Source organism: Dietzia sp. NCCP-2495 (assembly GCF_026011735.1).
In the GTDB taxonomy this organism is placed as follows: domain Bacteria; phylum Actinomycetota; class Actinomycetes; order Mycobacteriales; family Mycobacteriaceae; genus Dietzia.
In genome coordinates this window covers 36,417-53,089 of sequence record NZ_BRVN01000021.1, presented here as the reverse complement: position 1 = coordinate 53,089, position 16,673 = coordinate 36,417, and the positions used below count along the sequence as shown (strand labels likewise).

Annotated in this window: 15 protein-coding genes and 1 tRNA gene; 12 read left to right on the top strand and 4 right to left on the bottom strand. The window is 71.3% G+C overall.

What is annotated here, in order from left to right; genetic code table 11:
• Positions 1 to 541: 541 nt before the first annotated feature.
• Together OPF83_RS14530 and OPF83_RS14525 are read right to left on the bottom strand one after the other, a co-directional pair.
• Positions 542 to 1,600, bottom strand: a complete 1,059-nt coding sequence (locus OPF83_RS14530; protein WP_264888265.1) for an iron chelate uptake ABC transporter family permease subunit — start codon at positions 1,598 to 1,600, stop codon at positions 542 to 544.
• The gene (locus tag OPF83_RS14525; protein ID WP_264888263.1) at positions 1,597 to 2,688 is read right to left on the bottom strand and encodes an iron ABC transporter permease; all 1,092 of its coding nucleotides are present in this window, start codon (positions 2,686 to 2,688) and stop codon (positions 1,597 to 1,599) included. Before OPF83_RS14525 ends, OPF83_RS14530 begins: the two co-directional genes overlap by 4 nt.
• 63 nt (positions 2,689 to 2,751) lie before the next feature.
• Here OPF83_RS14525 and OPF83_RS14520 point away from each other — a divergent pair, with 63 nt between their 5' ends.
• Together OPF83_RS14520 and OPF83_RS14515 are read left to right on the top strand one after the other, a co-directional pair.
• Positions 2,752 to 3,687, top strand: a complete 936-nt coding sequence (locus OPF83_RS14520; RefSeq protein WP_264888261.1) for an ABC transporter substrate-binding protein — start codon at positions 2,752 to 2,754, stop codon at positions 3,685 to 3,687.
• Positions 3,687 to 4,571, top strand: a complete 885-nt coding sequence (locus OPF83_RS14515) for an ABC transporter ATP-binding protein (RefSeq protein ID WP_264888260.1) — start codon at positions 3,687 to 3,689, stop codon at positions 4,569 to 4,571. The genes OPF83_RS14520 and OPF83_RS14515 overlap by 1 nt, the downstream gene beginning before the upstream one ends.
• A 137-nt stretch (positions 4,572 to 4,708) precedes the next feature.
• Here the strand turns inward: OPF83_RS14515 and OPF83_RS14510 are convergent.
• Positions 4,709 to 4,784, bottom strand: a tRNA-Arg gene (locus OPF83_RS14510).
• A gap of 201 nt (positions 4,785 to 4,985) precedes the next feature.
• On the opposite strand from OPF83_RS14510, the gene rplM reads away from it, so the two are divergent.
• The 3 genes from rplM (at position 4,986) to glmM (ending at position 7,462) form a co-directional block, all read left to right on the top strand.
• Positions 4,986 to 5,429 carry a 50S ribosomal protein L13 gene (gene rplM, locus OPF83_RS14505; protein ID WP_264888259.1) on the top strand — a complete coding sequence of 148 codons (444 nt, stop codon included), beginning with the start codon at positions 4,986 to 4,988 and terminating at the stop codon, positions 5,427 to 5,429.
• Complete coding sequence (gene rpsI / locus OPF83_RS14500) at positions 5,426 to 5,959, top strand: 30S ribosomal protein S9 (RefSeq protein ID WP_375546274.1); 534 nt, start codon at positions 5,426 to 5,428, stop codon at positions 5,957 to 5,959. The genes rplM and rpsI overlap by 4 nt, the downstream gene beginning before the upstream one ends.
• A gap of 147 nt (positions 5,960 to 6,106) precedes the next feature.
• Entirely contained in the window at positions 6,107 to 7,462 is a 1,356-nt protein-coding gene (glmM, locus tag OPF83_RS14495; protein WP_264888258.1) for a phosphoglucosamine mutase, read from the top strand.
• A 21-nt stretch (positions 7,463 to 7,483) separates the two neighbouring features.
• On the opposite strand, the gene OPF83_RS14490 is transcribed toward glmM, so the two are convergent.
• Positions 7,484 to 8,356, bottom strand: a complete 873-nt coding sequence (locus tag OPF83_RS14490; RefSeq protein ID WP_264888257.1) for an alpha/beta fold hydrolase — start codon at positions 8,354 to 8,356, stop codon at positions 7,484 to 7,486.
• A 74-nt stretch (positions 8,357 to 8,430) separates the two neighbouring features.
• Here OPF83_RS14490 and glmS point away from each other — a divergent pair, with 74 nt between their 5' ends.
• From glmS to rimI, 7 genes are all read left to right on the top strand, one after another.
• Complete coding sequence (gene glmS, locus OPF83_RS14485; protein WP_264888256.1) at positions 8,431 to 10,290, top strand: glutamine--fructose-6-phosphate transaminase (isomerizing); 1,860 nt, start codon at positions 8,431 to 8,433, stop codon at positions 10,288 to 10,290.
• A gap of 134 nt (positions 10,291 to 10,424) precedes the next feature.
• Complete coding sequence (locus tag OPF83_RS14480) at positions 10,425 to 12,149, top strand: bifunctional ADP-dependent NAD(P)H-hydrate dehydratase/NAD(P)H-hydrate epimerase (RefSeq protein WP_264888255.1); 1,725 nt, start codon at positions 10,425 to 10,427, stop codon at positions 12,147 to 12,149.
• 37 nt (positions 12,150 to 12,186) lie between these two features.
• A complete protein-coding gene (gene alr / locus OPF83_RS14475) occupies positions 12,187 to 13,356 on the top strand; it encodes an alanine racemase (protein ID WP_264888254.1) in 1,170 nt (389 codons plus the stop codon).
• On the top strand, positions 13,353 to 14,798 hold the full coding sequence (locus OPF83_RS14470) for an alpha/beta fold hydrolase (RefSeq protein ID WP_264888252.1): 1,446 nt from the start codon (positions 13,353 to 13,355) through the stop codon (positions 14,796 to 14,798). Before alr ends, OPF83_RS14470 begins: the two co-directional genes overlap by 4 nt.
• Entirely contained in the window at positions 14,792 to 15,280 is a 489-nt protein-coding gene (tsaE, locus tag OPF83_RS14465; protein WP_375546275.1) for a tRNA (adenosine(37)-N6)-threonylcarbamoyltransferase complex ATPase subunit type 1 TsaE, read from the top strand. The genes OPF83_RS14470 and tsaE overlap by 7 nt, the downstream gene beginning before the upstream one ends.
• A gap of 46 nt (positions 15,281 to 15,326) precedes the next feature.
• The gene (tsaB, locus tag OPF83_RS14460) at positions 15,327 to 16,049 is read left to right on the top strand and encodes a tRNA (adenosine(37)-N6)-threonylcarbamoyltransferase complex dimerization subunit type 1 TsaB (RefSeq protein WP_264888248.1); all 723 of its coding nucleotides are present in this window, start codon (positions 15,327 to 15,329) and stop codon (positions 16,047 to 16,049) included.
• Positions 16,046 to 16,666, top strand: a complete 621-nt coding sequence (gene rimI / locus OPF83_RS14455; RefSeq protein ID WP_264888247.1) for a ribosomal protein S18-alanine N-acetyltransferase — start codon at positions 16,046 to 16,048, stop codon at positions 16,664 to 16,666. Before tsaB ends, rimI begins: the two co-directional genes overlap by 4 nt.
• Positions 16,667 to 16,673 lie beyond the last annotated feature (7 nt).

The window sequence follows — 16,673 nt, the reverse complement described above, 5'->3', positions numbered from 1 at the left end:
GCCCCAGCAGTTCGACGCCCACCACAACGAGCAAGACCACGTCGACCGAGTCGACGACGCGGACTGCCAGCGTAGAGAGCGCACCCCCTCTGGCCGCCAGCCCGACGCCCGTCGGCCCGACTCACGTCGAGTGTGTCTACGGCGGGGGAGCGTGGACGGAGACCGGCTGGATGAGCGATGGATCGTACGGCTACCACCCGGAATGTGCCGCTTTGCGCAGTGAGCAACTGTCGAAGTACCCGTACGTATGCCCGCAGACCGATCACCATGTGGCGGACGTGTCTGAATGCCAGTTTCCGACAGGCGTTCCTGCGCAGACCTCAGAGCCCCCGGATCCGTCCATCGTTGACGAGCCGACAGAGGCGCAGGAGCCAATTGCGCCAAGCGTCGAACCGGGGGTTGTTGGCGAACCCGGATCGGAGACGTGCGAGGCCGGGGATCCATCGGCGGCGTGCCAGGAGTAGTTGCGACTGACCGCAGCTGCGTTGACGACCGGTTTCACGGGCGGGTGCGGGCCCGACTTCCGCCTGTACCGGCAGCCTCAGCCACGCCGCCCCTCGCGCCACAGCAGGCCCAGGAAGAAGAGTCCGCCGAGCACCACGGTCACCACGCCCACCGGGAGGGGCAGGGCGAAGGCGTGCTGGGCCACGAGGTCGGAGGCCAGCAGCAGCACCCCGCCCAGCAGTGCCGCCGGCAGGACCCGATCACTGCGGGTGAGGAGCCGCGACAGGTGCGGAGCCACCAACGCCACGAACGAGATCGGCCCGGCCGTCGCCACGGCCGCCCCGGCCAGGACCGTGGCCGTCGCCAATAGGACCAGCCGCGTGCGACGCAGTCGTACGCCCAGGGCCACCGCGACGTCGTCGCCCAGCGCGAGAGCCCGCATGCTCCGCGACTGCGTGGAGATCACCACCGCGGCCACGAGCAGCACCCACGCCAGCGGCCACAGCTCGGACCACCCGCGGCCCTGCAGTGAGCCCGTGAGCCAGATCTGGGCGGTGACCGCGCTGGCCACGAACCCACGGGAGAGCAGGTGCGCCACGTACGCCATCGCCAGGGCGCCCAGGGCCACGCCGAGCAGGACCAGGCGGGCGCCGCTGAGCCCGCGCCACCACGTCAGGGCCAGGATGAACCCGGCGGTGAGCGCCGCGCCCGCGAGTGCGCCCGTGGCGACCTGCGCGATACCGCCGCCCAGCACGAGGATCACCGTCGCCCCGCCCGCCGACGCGCCCTGGGTGATGCCGATGATGTCCGGGCTGGCCAGCGGATTGCGGGTGAGCGCGCAGAACAGCGCGCCCGACGTCGCCAGAGCCGCGCCCACCGCCAGCGCGACCAGCGCCCGGGGCAGGCGGCGTTCGTGGATGAAGAAGTTGGTGGTGCGGTCGGGTGCGTCGCCGAGCAGGGTCGCCACCGCGTCGGGGACCGAGATGATGAACTCGCCGATCACCAGCGAGGCGGCCACGAGAATGACGACGACGACGGCGAGGATCGCAGTGACCCACGCGGTGCGCAGGTGCAGCCGCACCGAGAATCGGCCGGCGGCGAGGAGGCGTTCGTCGCTGGGCAGGGCTGTTGCGGGGCGCGGTGCGGTTATCGTCATGCGACACCCACTCGTCGGCCGGCGGCCAGGTACGCCACCAGCAGCGGCGCGCCGATGAACGCCATCACGACGCCCGCCGGGGTCTCGGACCCGCCCGCGATCACCCGGCCGATCACGTCGGCCGCCAACAACAGCGCGGGCGCCACCACCATGGACAGCGGGACCACCCGGATGAGGCTCGGGCCGACGAGCCCACGGACGAGGTGCGGCACCACCAGGCCCACAAAGCTGATGGGCCCGGCCAGCGCAGTGGCGGTCCCTGCGAGCAGTGCCACGGCGACGAGCGACCACACCCGCACCCACCCGGGGCGCACGCCCAGCGCCACCGCCGAGTCGTCGCCCAGGGCGAGCGCGTCCAGGCCGCGCAGGAGCAGCAGGGCGATCACGGCGCCCGCGACGACGAGCGGGATCACGCCGGTGACCTCGTCGATCGACCGCGCAGTGAGCGAGCCGACTTGCCAGAAGCTGTACGCCTGCAGGACGGTCTCGTCCAGCACGACGAACGTCTGGGTGAGACCGGACAGCACCGCCGCCAGCGCCACCCCGGCCAGGGTGAGCCGAACGGGTGAGGACGCCGCGAGCGCCGAGGTGCTGAGCAGGAGGATGATCGCGGACGCCACAGCGGCGCCGGCCAGTGCGAACCACACCGTGGAGGCCAGGCCGAGGCCGCCGGTGAGCGTCGCTCCGGCGACCACCCCGAGCGCGGCGCCGGCATTGACGCCGAGGATTCCCGGGTCGGCGATCGGATTGCGGGTCACGGCCTGCATGAGCGCCCCGGACGCGCCGAGCGCCGCACCGCACACCAGCCCGAGCACGGTCCGGTTGGCCCGCAGTTCGCCGACGATCCCCACCACGCTCTGCGTGCCCTGGCCGAGCAGGGCGCCCACCACCTCGGCGGGCGGGATCGGGCGGGCGCCGATCGCGAGGCTGGCCACCACGGCGGCCGCCAGGGCCAGCACGGCCACGATCAGTCCGGGAACCACTCCGGTCCCGCGGCGGGGTGTCCGGGTGCTCGGGGGCGCAGGCTCTGTGCCGGGCACCGCGGGCCGTGCGGCGGCGTCGGAGTCGGGGAGAGGTCGTGGGGCCACGGTGGAACTCTAGAGCAGGTTCGCACTTAGGTCAGGCTTGCCTGTGTGGTTGGATCTGTACCCATGAACAGACTCTCTCGCCGGCGCCGCTCGGTGCCCGCCCTGATCGCCGTGACGATCGCCTCCGCTCTGGCCCTGTCCGCGTGCTCCAGCAGCAGCGACTCCACCGAGGCCACCTCGGAGGAGGCCTACACCGTCACCCACGCGATGGGCGACACCGTGATCGACGGGACGCCCGAGAGGGTCGTCGTCCTCGACTCCCCGCACCTCGACGCGCTCGTCGCGCTCGGCCACACACCCGTCGGGATCACCGAGTCCGGCGCCGGCACCGGCGCACCGCCGTACCTCGGCGACGTCGACGCCGAGGTCGTGGGCCTGACCTCCGAACCCGACATCGACGCGATCGCCGCGCTCGCCCCCGACCTCATCATCGGCGCCAAGGTCCGCCACGAGGCCATCTACGACGAGCTCTCCGGCATCGCCCCCACCGTGTACTCCGAGAACTCCGGCACCGACTGGCAGGAGCAGGCGCGGATCACCGCCGCCGCCCTCGGCGAGGACGAGGAGATGGAGGAGCTGATCGACGACCTCGACACCCGCATCGCCGAGGTCGGTGAGCAGGTGGGCGCGGAGGGCACCACCCTGTCGATCGTGCGGTTCCGCCCGGACAACTTCCGCCTCTATGGTCCCGAGACGTTCTCCGGCTCGATTTTGTCCCAGATGGGCTTCGACCTGGGCGAGCGCGAGTGGAACGAGTACTCCATGGCCGAGCTCTCCCCGGAGCTGTACGAGCAGATCACCGGCGAGGTCGTGTTCTTCACCAACCCCGGCGGCGACCCGTCGGCGACGACCATGGCTACCGTGACCGGCCTGTGGGGGGACCTGCCTGCGGTGAAGGCCGGGAAGGCCTACGAGGTCGAGGACGAGACCTGGATGGTCGGCATCGGCGTCCTGGGTGCCGGCGAGATCCTCGACGACGTCCAGGAGATCCTGGGCTGATGCCTCGCCCCTCCCCACAGGCGCGTGACGCCTCCCTCGACGGTGATTCCGCGCGCACGGACGCCCCGGCTCGCACGGAGGCGTCCGCGGTGGCTCCGGTGCTCGCCGTCGAGGGGGCCCAGCTCGCTTACGAGCGCCGGGTCGTGGCCAGCGGGCTCGACCTGGAGCTTCCCGAGGACGCGTTCACAGTGATCGTGGGCCCCAACGCCTGCGGCAAGTCCACGCTGCTCAAGGCGCTGGCCCGCGTCATCGCTCCGGGGGAGGGGCGTATCCTGCTCGACGGGCACGACCTGCACCGGCTCAGGACCCGGGAGGTCGCCCGCCGGATCGGGCTCCTGCCACAGGGTGCCGTCACCCCGGAGGGGATCCGGGTTGACGACCTGGTGGCCCGGGGCCGGCACCCTCACCACAGTCCACTACGCCAGTGGAGCCGCGCCGACGACACCGCGGTGACCGCCGCCATGGCCTCCACCGGGGTGAGCGAACTGTCGACTCGGTTCGTCGACGAACTCTCCGGCGGCCAGCGTCAACGCGTGTGGATCGCCATGCTGCTCGCGCAGGAGACGCCCGTCCTCCTGCTGGACGAGCCCACCACGTACCTCGACATCGCGCACCAGTACGACGTGCTGGACCTACTCCGGGACCAGCACGAGTCCGGGCGCGCGGTGATCGCGGTGCTCCACGACCTCAACCAGGCCGCCCGCTACGCCTCGCACCTGGTAGTGATGAAGGATGGTCGGGTGGTGGCCACCGGCGCCCCGGCTGACGTGCTCACCGCCGAGCTGGTCGAGGAGGTCTTCGGCCTGCCGTGCGTCATCGCGGCCGACCCGGTGGCGGGCACACCCACAGTGGTCCCGCTCGATCGGCGCGCCCGGAGCGAGTGAGGTCGGGTCGCAATGGCGGCCCTTGTCGTCGTCGTCCTCGGCGTCGTCGCTCCGATCGTCGCCCGTCGCCGCCCAACGGCGCGCTGGGCACGGACCAGTAGTGGGGGATAGGCGGGGCGGAGCGCACTACGGCGACGTGGTGCCCCCGGCAGGAATCGAACCTGCGACACCGGCTTTAGGAGAGCCGTGCTCTATCCACTGAGCTACGAGGGCGGGAACCGTCGGTGAGTCTAACCGACGCCGGTGACGACTTGGACGGGGAGGCCCGGACCGGTAACGTGGACCCTCGGCGTTCGTGTCATTCCCGCATGCGGGGCATGTCGGACGCCCTCGCGCGGGTCACCACCGGCCGCCGTGCGAGGGCCAGAGCGCCCAACCGGCCGGCAGCCCACGAGATAGACAGAGGTATCGCCAGTGTCTACGTACGCCCCCAAAGCCGGGGATGTGACACGCGCCTGGTACGTCATCGACGCCACTGATGTGGTGCTCGGTCGACTCGCCGTCCAGGCCGCCAACATCCTCCGCGGCAAGCACAAGCCGCAGTTCGCCCCCAACGCCGACACCGGCGACTTCGTCATCATCATCAACGCTGACAAGGTCGCGATCTCGTCGAACAAGCGCGAGCGCGTGAACCACTACCGCCACTCGGGCTTCCCCGGTGGCCTCAAGTCCCGCACGCTCGGCGAGGCCATGGACACCCGTCCGGACCGCGTCGTCGAGAAGGCCATCAAGGGCATGCTGCCGAGCAACAAGCTCGGCCGCTCCGTTGCCTCGAAGCTGAAGGTGTACGCCGGTGCCGAGCACCCGCACGCCGCCCAGCAGCCCGTGCCCTACGAGATCAAGCAGGTGGCCCAGTGACCGACGAGAACATCACCCCCGAGGCCGAGACCGCCGACGATCTGGTGGCGGACATCGCCGCCGAGGTCGCCGAGGACTACAGCGAGGCCGACTACGCCGGTGACGTCGAGTTCGCCGCCGACGACGTGGCCCCGATCGTCCACGACGGTCCGGCCCAGGCCGTTGGTCGCCGCAAGGAAGCCGTCGCCCGCGTGCGCCTGGTTCCCGGCTCCGGCCAGTTCACCCTCAACGGCCGCACCATGGACGACTACTTCCCGAACAAGGTGCACCAGCAGCTCGTGAAGTCGCCGCTCGTCCTCGTCGAGCGCGAGGAGCAGTTCGACATCGTGGCGCTGCTCCACGGTGGCGGCCCCTCGGGTCAGGCCGGCGCCATGCGCCTGGCCATCGCCCGCGCCCTAACCCAGTACTCGGGCGAGGACCGCCCGGCCCTGAAGAAGGCCGGCTTCCTCACCCGTGACGCCCGCGCCGTCGAGCGCAAGAAGGCCGGCCTCAAGAAGGCCCGTAAGGCCTCGCAGTACTCGAAGCGCTGATCTCACTTTCCGAGATCGCTTCACCAGAGCAGGCTCCCGCACGAGCGGGGGCCTGCTCTGCATTTACTCGGACGCGGTGTCGTAACCTGGCGGCTATTCTGTGCGAGGCCTGACCACTGACACACCAATCATCGGAGGATCCACCACATGGCGAGACTGTTCGGCACCGACGGAGTTCGTGGACTGGCCAACCGGAAACTCACCGCGGACCTGGCGCTACGACTCGGAGCCGCCGCCGCGGCCGTCCTGGCAGCCGAACACGCCGACCATCGCCCCGGACCCAACCGGCCGCTGGCCGTGGTGGGCCGTGACCCCCGCGTCTCCGGCGAGATGCTCGAGGCCGCGCTGGCCGCCGGCCTGTCCAGCCAGGGCGTCGACGTGCTGCTCGTGGGCGAATTGCCCACCCCGGCCGTCGCCCACCTCACCGCCCAGCACGGTGCTGCACTGGGCGCCATGATCTCCGCCTCACACAACGCCATGCCGGACAACGGCATCAAGTTCTTCGCCGCCGGCGGCCACAAGCTCGGCGACGCGATCGAGGACGCCATCGAAGGCGCCATCACCACTGATTCCATCACCGGCCCGACCGGCGACGCGATCGGCCGAATCAGCCACGCCTCCTCCGCCGATGCCCTGGACGGCTACGTCTCGCACCTGCTCGGCGCCACGCCGGGCAAGCTCGACGGCCTCACGGTGGTGGTGGACTGCGCCAACGGCGCCGCCAGCCAGGCCGGACCTTGCGCGTACCGCGAAGCCGGAGCCACGGTGATCGAGATCCACGCGACGCCGGACGGCTACAACATCAACGACAAGTGCGGCTCCACGCACCTCGACGACGTGCGTGCCGCCGTGGTGGAACACGGCGCCGATCTCGGACTGGCCCACGACGGCGACGCCGACCGCTGCCTCGCCGTGGACGCCGCCGGCACCGTGGTGGACGGCGACCAGATCATGGCGATCCTCGCCCTGGCCATGCGCGATTCCGGCGAACTGGCCGGCAACACCCTGGTGGCGACCGTCATGAGCAATCTCGGACTCAAGGTCGCCATGCGCGAGGCCGGCATCGAGATGTCCGAGACCAAGGTCGGCGACCGCTACGTCCTGGAACGCCTCCGCGAGGGCGGGTTCAGCCTCGGCGGCGAACAGTCCGGGCACCTCGTCCTGCCCGCCCACGCCACCACCGGCGACGGCGTGCTCACCGGCCTGCGGATCATGGCGCGCATGGCCGAGACGGGCTCGAGCCTCGCCGACCTTGCCGCCGTGATGACCGTCCTGCCGCAGGTGCTCATCAATGTGCCCGTCGGCGACAAGGCCGCCGTGGCCGCCTCGGACGCCGTGTCGAACGCGGTGGCCGCCGAGGAGGCGAAGCTCGGCGACACCGGACGCGTGCTGCTGCGCCCCTCGGGTACGGAGCAGCTCGTGCGCGTGATGGTCGAGGCCCAGGACCCCGAGCGGGCCCGCAGCGTGGCCGAGCGACTCGCCGACATCGTGGCAGCGGTCTGAGGGTTCAGCCGCCTGAGCGGCTCAGCCGCCGATGAACGACTTGGCAAGCCTGAGCAGCGGGGGAGCGGACGGGACGAGATCGTCGGCCTCCTCGGCCAACATCTCGCGCGTGACCGACACGGTGTCCTTGATCTTGGCCTCCGGATCGGCGAACGCGGCGTAGTCGTCGTCGTCACCCACCGTCGCCAACAAGTACCCCGCTAACAGCGGACGGACCGCGCGGTGCGTCCGCTTGTCCGGATCGGCCAGGCCGACACCCACCACCAGGGACTTCCGCTCCACCAGGCCCTTCTCGATGGCCTTCTCCAGGCGACGGTGCACCAACTCACCCCGCCACGCCACGTGCAGATCCCGCGCGTCCTCGGCGAACGTGCCGCCCGACGCCTCGACCAGCAGCCCTGGCGCGTCGATCAGGCTCGCGCGCTCGGCCGCCGACGGCACCGTCTCCGACGGGAAGACCATCGCCACCGCATCGATATCCGTGCGCTGCGACGCCAGGAGCGCGGCCACCCCGCCACCCAGGCCATGACCGGCCAGGGCGATGCGCCGCGGATCCGCGCGCACCGAGCCCCGACCCAGCGTCGACTGCAGGGTGTTCTCGATCGCGGCCGACAGGTGATCGGCGAACAGCTGATGGCTCGGCCGCGGACCGTGATCAGTGGACGGCGCCACCACCACGAAACCCCACGACGCGAGATGCTTGAGCGTGTCCGTGTAATGCTGCGGGCCCTTGGTCCAGTCGTGCGCCCACCCCACGATCGGGGCGGGTGACGGGGCGCCCCGCGGCACGAAGATCGCGCCCGGGGTGCCCGTGAACCCGAGATCGCCGGTATCCACCCCAAAGGGGCCCCGACGACTCACCTTCGCATGCAATTCCTTGGTCTTTATGGCCACGAAACCCACAGTATCGCCTCCACGCGGGATCAGGGCCGTAGGGCGTGCGCTCCGCGTGGTTACAATCGGCAACCATGTGCGGAATCGTCGGTTACGTGGGCCACCAGACTGCCCTTCCTGTAGTTGTTGAGGCCCTACGGCGGATGGAATACCGCGGCTATGACTCGTCGGGGGTCGCGATCCTCGACGGGCAGGGCACCACCCGCGTCGAGAAGAAGGAAGGCAAGCTCGCCAACCTCGAGGCCGCGCTCACCGACGGCGGTGGCGAGACCGGATTCGCCGGCACCACCGGCATCGGCCACACCCGCTGGGCCACCCACGGGCGCCCCAGCGACCGCAACGCCCACCCCCACGTCTCCGGCGACGTGGCGATCGTCCACAACGGGATCATCGAGAACTTCGCCCCGCTGCGCGCCGAGCTCGAGGCCGACGGAATCGAACTGTCCTCCGACACCGACTCCGAGGTCGCCGCACACCTGCTCGCCCGCGCCATGGACTCCGGCGACACCGCCGGCGACTTCGAGGCGTCCTGCCGCGCCGTGCTGGCCCGCCTCGAGGGCGCGTTCACGCTCGTGTTCAGCCACGCCGCCCACCCCGACGTGCTGGTCGCAGCCCGCCGCTCGACCCCACTCGTGCTGGGCGTGGGCGAGGGCGAGATGTTCCTCGGCTCCGACGTGGCCGCCTTCATCGAGCACACCCGCGAGGCCGTCGAGCTGGGCCAGGACAACATCGTGGTGATGCGCGCCGACGGCTACCAGGTCACCGACTTCGCCGGCGAGCCCGTCGAGGGACGCCCCTTCCACATCGACTGGGACCTCGAAGCCGCCGAGAAGGGCGGCTACGACTACTTCATGCTCAAGGAGATCGCCGAGCAGCCCGCCGCCGTGGCCGACACACTGCTCGGCAAGTTCCAGGACGGCCGCATCGTCCTGGACGAGCAGCGCATCTCCGACCAGGAACTGCGGGACATCGACAAGGTGTTCATCATCGCCTGCGGCAGCGCCTACCACTCCGGACTCGTGGCCAAGTACGCCATCGAGCACTGGACCCGGCTCCCATGCGAGGTGGAGATCGCCTCCGAGTTCCGCTACCGCGACCCGGTGCTGGACCGCTCGACGCTCGTGGTGGCCATCTCGCAGTCCGGCGAGACCGCCGACACCCTTGAGGCCGTGCGCCACGCCAAGGCGCAGAAGGCCCGCGTGCTGGCGGTGTGCAACACCAACGGCTCGCAGATCCCGCGCGAGGCCGACGCCGTGCTCTACACGCACGCCGGCCCCGAGATCGGCGTCGCCTCCACCAAGGCCTACCTCGCCCAGATCACCGCCAACTACCTCGTCGGCCTCGCCCTGGCACAGGCCCGCGGCACCAAGTTCCCCGACGAGGTGGCCGCCGAGTTCCGCCAGCTCGAGCGCATGCCCGAGGACATTCAGAAGGTCGTCGACGCGCTGGACCCCGTCCGCGTGATCGCCCGCGAGCTCGCCGACTCCAAGTCCGTGCTGTTCCTCGGCCGCCACGTGGGCTACCCCACCGCGCTCGAGGGTGCGCTCAAGCTCAAGGAGCTCGCCTACATGCACGCCGAGGGATTCCCCGCCGGCGAGCTCAAGCACGGGCCCATCGCGCTGATCGAGGACGACCTGCCCGTCTTTGTGGTGATGCCGCCCATCGAAGGGCGCGGCGTGCTGCACTCGAAGCTCGTCAGCAATATCCAGGAGATCAAGGCCCGCGGCGCCAAGACAATCGTTATTGCCGAAGAGGGCGACGACGTGGTGAAGCCCCTGGCCGACTACTTCATCCCCATCCCGGCCTCCACCACGCTGCTGCAGCCGCTGCTCGCGACCATCCCGTACCAGGCGTTCGCCGCCGAGGTCGCCGCCGCGCGCGGCTACGACGTGGACAAGCCGCGCAACCTGGCCAAGTCGGTCACGGTCGAGTAGGGCGCTGCGGGAGGGGTTCTGGTGGGCAGGGGCCTTGGTGAGCCGGGGTCGGTGGGCATGGGCTTCGGTGAGCACGGGCCTGTTGCCGTGACCAGCCGCGCGCATTCGACCGACGCGACCTGGGGGCGGTGGCCGTGACCAGCCGCGCGTATCCGGTCGAAACGGTGCGGTCCGCCGAGAGGCCGCTCATCGAGGCGGCCGCAGCGGCCGGCGATCCCGATGCCGTCATGCGCCGGGCCGCCGCCGGCCTGGCCCACCACACCGCGGCGCTGCTGCGGGAACGCACCGGCGGGCTGTACGGCGGGTCGGTGCTCCTGCTCGTCGGCAGCGGCGACAACGGCGGGGACGCCCTGTACGCCGGCGCGATGCTGCGCCAGCGGGGCTGCCGCGTAGATGCCGTGTTGCTCGATCCCGCGAGGGCACACGCACGGGGGCTCGCTGCGCTGCGGCGCGCTGGAGGGCGGGCCGTTGACGCAGCGGCTGGATTCTCCGCAAATCCGCTACCCGGAATGGGGATCCGCTACCCGTCTAGGGGTAGCGGATCCGCAGGGGGAGTAGCGGATTTCGGGCGGGGGATGCCGGATGTGGCGGTGGACGGGATCGTCGGCCTCGGCGGGAGCGGTCCACTGCGCGAGCCTGCAGGGCAGATCGTCACCGCGCTGGCCGAGGCGGGAGTGCCATGGGTGGCCGTGGACCTGCCCAGCGGCGTCGACGCAGACACCGGCACCATCCACACCCCGCATGTGCCCGCCACTCTGACCGTAACTTTTGGACTGCTCCGTCGCGCGCACCTGCTGGCCTCGCCCGCCTGCGGCCGCGTGGAACTGGTGGACACCGGACTCACCGAGCCGGGCGCTGGGCCGATTGCTGCGCTGGACGCCGAGACACGCGTTGGGCTGCGCGCCGAGCAGAGCGCCGCGCCTGGGGTGATCCTGCGCCCGAGCCTTGCGGAGGTGGGGCGCGCCTGGCCTGTGCCGGGCCCGTCAGATGACAAGTACAGCCAGGGCGTAGTGGCCATCCGCGCCGGATCCGAGAAGTACCCCGGAGCGGCGGTGCTCAGCGTCTCGGCAGCCGTGGCCGCCACGTCGGGCATGGTGCGCTACGTCGGCTCGGGCGCGGACCGCGTGCTCGCCGCGCGTCCCGAGGTGGTGTGCCACCCGTCGGTCGCCGAGGCCGGCACCGCGCAGGCGTGGGTCGTGGGCCCCGGAGCGGGAACGGGACCGGATGGGATTGCCGACATCGACGCGGTGCTGGCCCATGGCCGGCCGACACTCCTCGACGCCGACGCGCTGACCTGCATCGCCGCCCACCCCGTCCTGCTGCGCAGTGCCACCGCGCCGGTCCTGCTCACCCCACACGGCGGCGAGTTCGACCGGCTCACCGGCGGCTGGGACCGCGCAGACCGGGCCGGCGCACTCCGCCGCTACGTCGCGGGTCTGAGGGAGCGGGGCATCGAGGCGACGGTCCTGCTCAAAGGCCGGGTCACGCTGATCGACGACGGCCAGGTGACCTACGCGGTGGACGCCGGCTCCTCGTGGGCGGCCACGGCCGGCTCTGGTGACGTGCTCGCTGGCGTGGCAGGAGCGCTGATCGCCAACGCCGCGACGGGGTCGAGTACGTCACAAGCCGGGACGAGCTCGTCACAGGCGGACCAGAGTCGGTCGCCCGCGGGACCGAGCCCGTCGCTCGCGTGGCCGGCGGCGGCCGCCGCGATACTCCACGGGCACGCCGCTCACCGTGCCGCCTACCGTGCCGCGCACAGTCGTGATCTGGGCCCCGGCGGACCCGGTGCTCCGATCGGCGCGTCGGATCTGCTGGCCGCGCTGCCTGGGGCGATCGCCGACCTGCGCGCCCGCTGAATCGCTCCCGGCTATCCCGTTTGGCAGAATTGACAGAATGGCACCAAATGTCCCCCCGGCTCCCTGCCGTGCGGAGATCGACCTGGACGCAGTCGAGCACAACGCTCGCGTCCTGGTCGATGCTGCACAGGGGGCGCGGGTCATGGCCGTGGTCAAGGCCGATGCGTATGGCCACGGCGCCGTCGCCGTCTCGCTGGCCGCCCTTCGCGGCGGCGCGGACGCGCTGGGCGTCACCACGATCGCCGAGGCGCTCGAACTGCGCGAGGCCGGCATCACCGCCGAGATCCTGGCGTGGATCTACCTCCCGTCCGACGACGTCCGCGCGGCGCTCGAAGCCGATGTCGACCTGGCGGTCCCCAGCCCAGCCCACCTGGACACGGTGATCCAGGCCGCGCGCCGCACCGGCCTGCGGGCGCGCGTGACCCCCAAGATCGACACCGGCCTGGCCCGCTCGGGCATCACCCCAGAAGATTGGCCGGAGGTCCTCACGCGACTGGTCGCGGCCGAGGCGGGCGGGTTGATCGAGGTCACGGGCCTCATGGCGCATTTCGCGCACGCCGATGACCCCGGCAACCCGGTGATCGACCAGCAGGTCGCGCGCCTGCACGAGGCCGTGGAGCAGGCCCGGGCCGCGGGCCTCGCCTGCCCGGTCAACCACCACGCCAACTCCGCGGCCACGCTCACCCGGCCGGACGACGGCTTCGAGATGGTCCGCCCCGGCATCGCCCTCTACGGCCTCGACCCGGTGGGCGACCTGGATGTGGACCTGCGCCCGGTCATGTCGTTCACCGCGGACATCCTCATGATCAAGAGACTGTCCGCAGGTCAGGGTGTCAGCTACGGGCACACCTGGCACGCGCCTCACGACACGACAGTGGCACTAATCTCAGCGGGATATGCCGACGGCGTGTGGCGGATACTGTCCGGCCAGATCGACGTTGAAATCGGCGGCGTCCGGTATCCGAACGTGGGCCGGGTCTGCATGGACCAGTTCGTCGTCGACCTCGGACCGACACCTGACCCCACCATTCGCGCCGGCGATACAGCAGTATTGTTCGGCGACGGTACGAACGGCGGCCCCACGGCCGCCGAGTGGGCCGACAAGCTGGGCACCATCCACTACGAGGTCGTTACCGCTGTGCGGGGGAGAGCGCGCCGGCATGTGCTGGGACGCCACGCCGGCGGCGACAAGGGGAGTGCGAAGTGACGGACAGGTCACGCAAGGGCAAGGGTCCTCGCAAGAGCAGGGCCAAGGGGCCTCAGGACGCGGCTCGCAGTGACGCGGCTCGTAAGAACGGGGCTCGTCAGGACGAGGGTCGGTTCGACTTGGACGCCGAGGCGGACGGCTCAGGCCGCCCGCGGTTCCGTTTCCCGAGACGCCCCACACGCTCAACGCCCGCTGAGCCGATCGAGGTCCAGGCGCCGGAGACCGTTGGCGGCGATCCGGCGTCAATCGAGGTGGTCAATGACCAGGTCCGCACACCCGGCGGGGTCGGTTCAGCGCTGACCGCACTCGCCGCCGCGAGCTTCGGTTCCGCCGCGACTCTCATGCCGGGTCGGCGGGCCAAGGACCCGTGGGCCGGCGAGGACATGTACGAGCTCGGCGTGGACCGCGGTTCGATGGTGGCGGCCACCGACGGCGTCCCGCTCGCCGTGCGCGAGGCCGGGCCCGTCGACGCGCCCATGACCGTCGTGTTTGCCCACGGCTACACGCTGACCATGGACACGTGGCACTTCCAGCGCCGGCACCTGGCCGATCGGTTCGGCTCGGAGATCCGCATGGTCTTCTACGACCAGCGTGGCCACGGGTCGAGCGGCAAGAGCACCCGCGAGAACTCGACCATCGAGCAGTTGGGCCGCGACCTGGCGACCGTCATCACGGCGACCGCGCCCACCGGGCCGGTCGTGGTGATCGGCCACTCGATGGGCGGCATGACCGTCCAGTCGTTCGTGTTGCAGCATCGCGAGTTGGTGGCCGAGCGCGTCCTGGGGGCGGGGCTGGTGGCCACCGCAAAGTCGGACCTGACCGAGTCGGGGCTCGGCGCGGTGCTCGAGAGCAAGGCACTGTCCAACCTCGCCAGCCTGGCCACCCGCACACCCGGCGTGTTCACCTCCGGTCGCAAGGCACTCGGCGCGATCATCTCGCCGCTCGTCTACGGCGGCTCGTTCGGTGATCCGGCCACGGTCAGCCCGACCCTCGCGCGCTTCACCGACAAGGTCATCGCCGCCACCGACGTGCTCACCATCGCGAACTTCTTCGAGGCGCTCTCCGATGTCGACGTGTCCGGGGCGATGGAGATTCTCCGCGACGTCCGCACGACCGTGTTGTGCGGCGACCGCGACCTGCTCACCCCGCTCGACCGCTCCGTCGACATCGTCGACGAGCTGCCCGACTCCGAATTCGTGGTGGTGCCCGGGGCCGGTCACATGGTGATGCTCGAGGATCCCGCGCTCGTGTCCGAGGTGCTGGGCGACCTGGTCGCCGACGCGATTGTCGAGTGGCGCGAGCGCCAGCGCGAGGCCGAGAAGGGCGGAGCTGGCGTATCCGGCGCTGCCAAGTCCGGCAGGGCTGCTTCCCGCAAGACCGCACCCGGCAAGGCTGCTTCCGGCAAGGCCGGCTCCACCGCCCGGGACGCGAAGGCATCGTGACGCTCGAGGTGCCGGGTCGGCGCGAGCTGGCCACCGTCGAGGACACGCGTGCGCTCGGCGCCGAGCTCGCCGGCCTGCTCACGGCCGGCGACGTGGTGGTGCTCGACGGACCCCTTGGCGCCGGAAAAACCGCGCTGACCACCGGCATCGCCGCCGGCCTCGGCGTACGCGGCCGGGTCACGTCGCCGACCTTCGTCATAGCCCGCCGTCACGCCCCCGAAACCCCCGGCGGCCCGGGCCTGGTCCACGTGGACGCCTACCGACTCCTGGGCGCAGACCCCGACGCCGAGCAGCCCACCCGCCGCGACCTGGCAGACGAGCTCGAGTCACTCGACCTGGACTCCGCGCTGGAGCACGACGTGGTGGTGGTGGAGTGGGGCGCCGGATTCGTGGAGTCCCTCGTCGAGGCACCGCTCGTGGTCGAGATGCGCCGCGGCGACGACACCGAGGTCCGCTCCGCCTCCTGGTACCGCGCCGGCTGACAGGCTGAGGGCGGGGATCCCGCCTGCGCAGCGGTACGCTGACCTCGTGCTGGTCCTTTCCGTCGATACTTCTACCCCTCACGTCACCGCCGGTGTCTGCCGCCTGGAACCCGCAGGCCCGGGAGATGGCCCGAGGATCGAGACCCTGGCCACCCGCGTCACCGACGACGCCCGCGCCCACGCCGAACTGCTCACCCCGCACATCCTCGAGTGCCTGTCCACCGTCGGCATCACGCCCACCGAGCTGGACGCCGTGGTGGTGGGTGTGGGGCCCGGCCCCTTCACGGGACTGCGCGTGGGCATGGCCACCGCCGCCGCCTTCGCCGACGCGATCGGCGCACCCGTCCACGGCGTCTGTTCGCTCGACGCCGTGGCTGCCCGGGCCCGCGCAGCGGGGGTGGATGGCGACGTCGTCGTCGTCACCGATGCCCGGCGACGCGAGGCGTACCACGCCCGCTACAACGGTGAGGGCGTGCGGACCTCGGGCCCGATCGTGGGACCCGCCGCCGAGATCGACGTGACCGGCGCGCGCGTCGTGGGCGAGCCCGCCAAGATCGCCGAGATCCCCGCGGTGGGCGACGGGACGGGCGCGGCGGGGGCGGGCGCACTTACCTCGCCCGACCCGGCCGGACTCGTCGCGGTGGCCGCAGCCGACCTGCTCGCCGGCACCGACCCCGCGCCCCTCGTGCCGCTGTACCTGCGCAGACCCGACGCGGTACCACCCAAGCCCGTCGAACCGTCGGCAGCACTGACCGGGGTGCAGCGATGAGCCCGGCGGACCGCACCACGGCCGCGAGCGTGGTGTACGACGCCCTCACCGCGGACGACGCGATGGCCTGCGCCGCGCTGGACCTCGAACTGTTCGGCCCCGACGGACCGTGGTCAGCGGCGGCGTTCCTGTCCGAGATCGGCTCACGCCACAACCACTGCTTCGCCGCACGCCTGAACGGCGAACTGGTCGGATACGCCGTGCTCGCCACGCTGGGGACCGGCAGCGACCGCGAGTTCGAGGTGCACACCATCGGCGTGAGCGAGCGGACGCAGGGTCTCGGGATCGGGCGGACGCTGCTGCGGCAGATGCTCGATGTGGTGGACCGCGAGGGCGCGCCCGTGCTGCTCGACGTGCGGACCGACAACATGCCCGCCCGGACTATGTACGAGGCGCACGGGTTCGAAATAGTCGGCCTGCGTCCGCGGTACTACCGGCCGAGCAATGCCGACGCGTATCTCATGACGCGGCCCGGGAAGACGCTGCCGCTGAAGCCGTTGCCGCAGAAGACGGCGGCGCCGTCGTGGACCAAGACGGTTCCCATTGCTGAGGCGAGGGCGGGCGGTGCGGCGGGGGCCGGCACACGCGACAACTCCGGAGAGGTGGCCGGCTCGTGAAGACCGT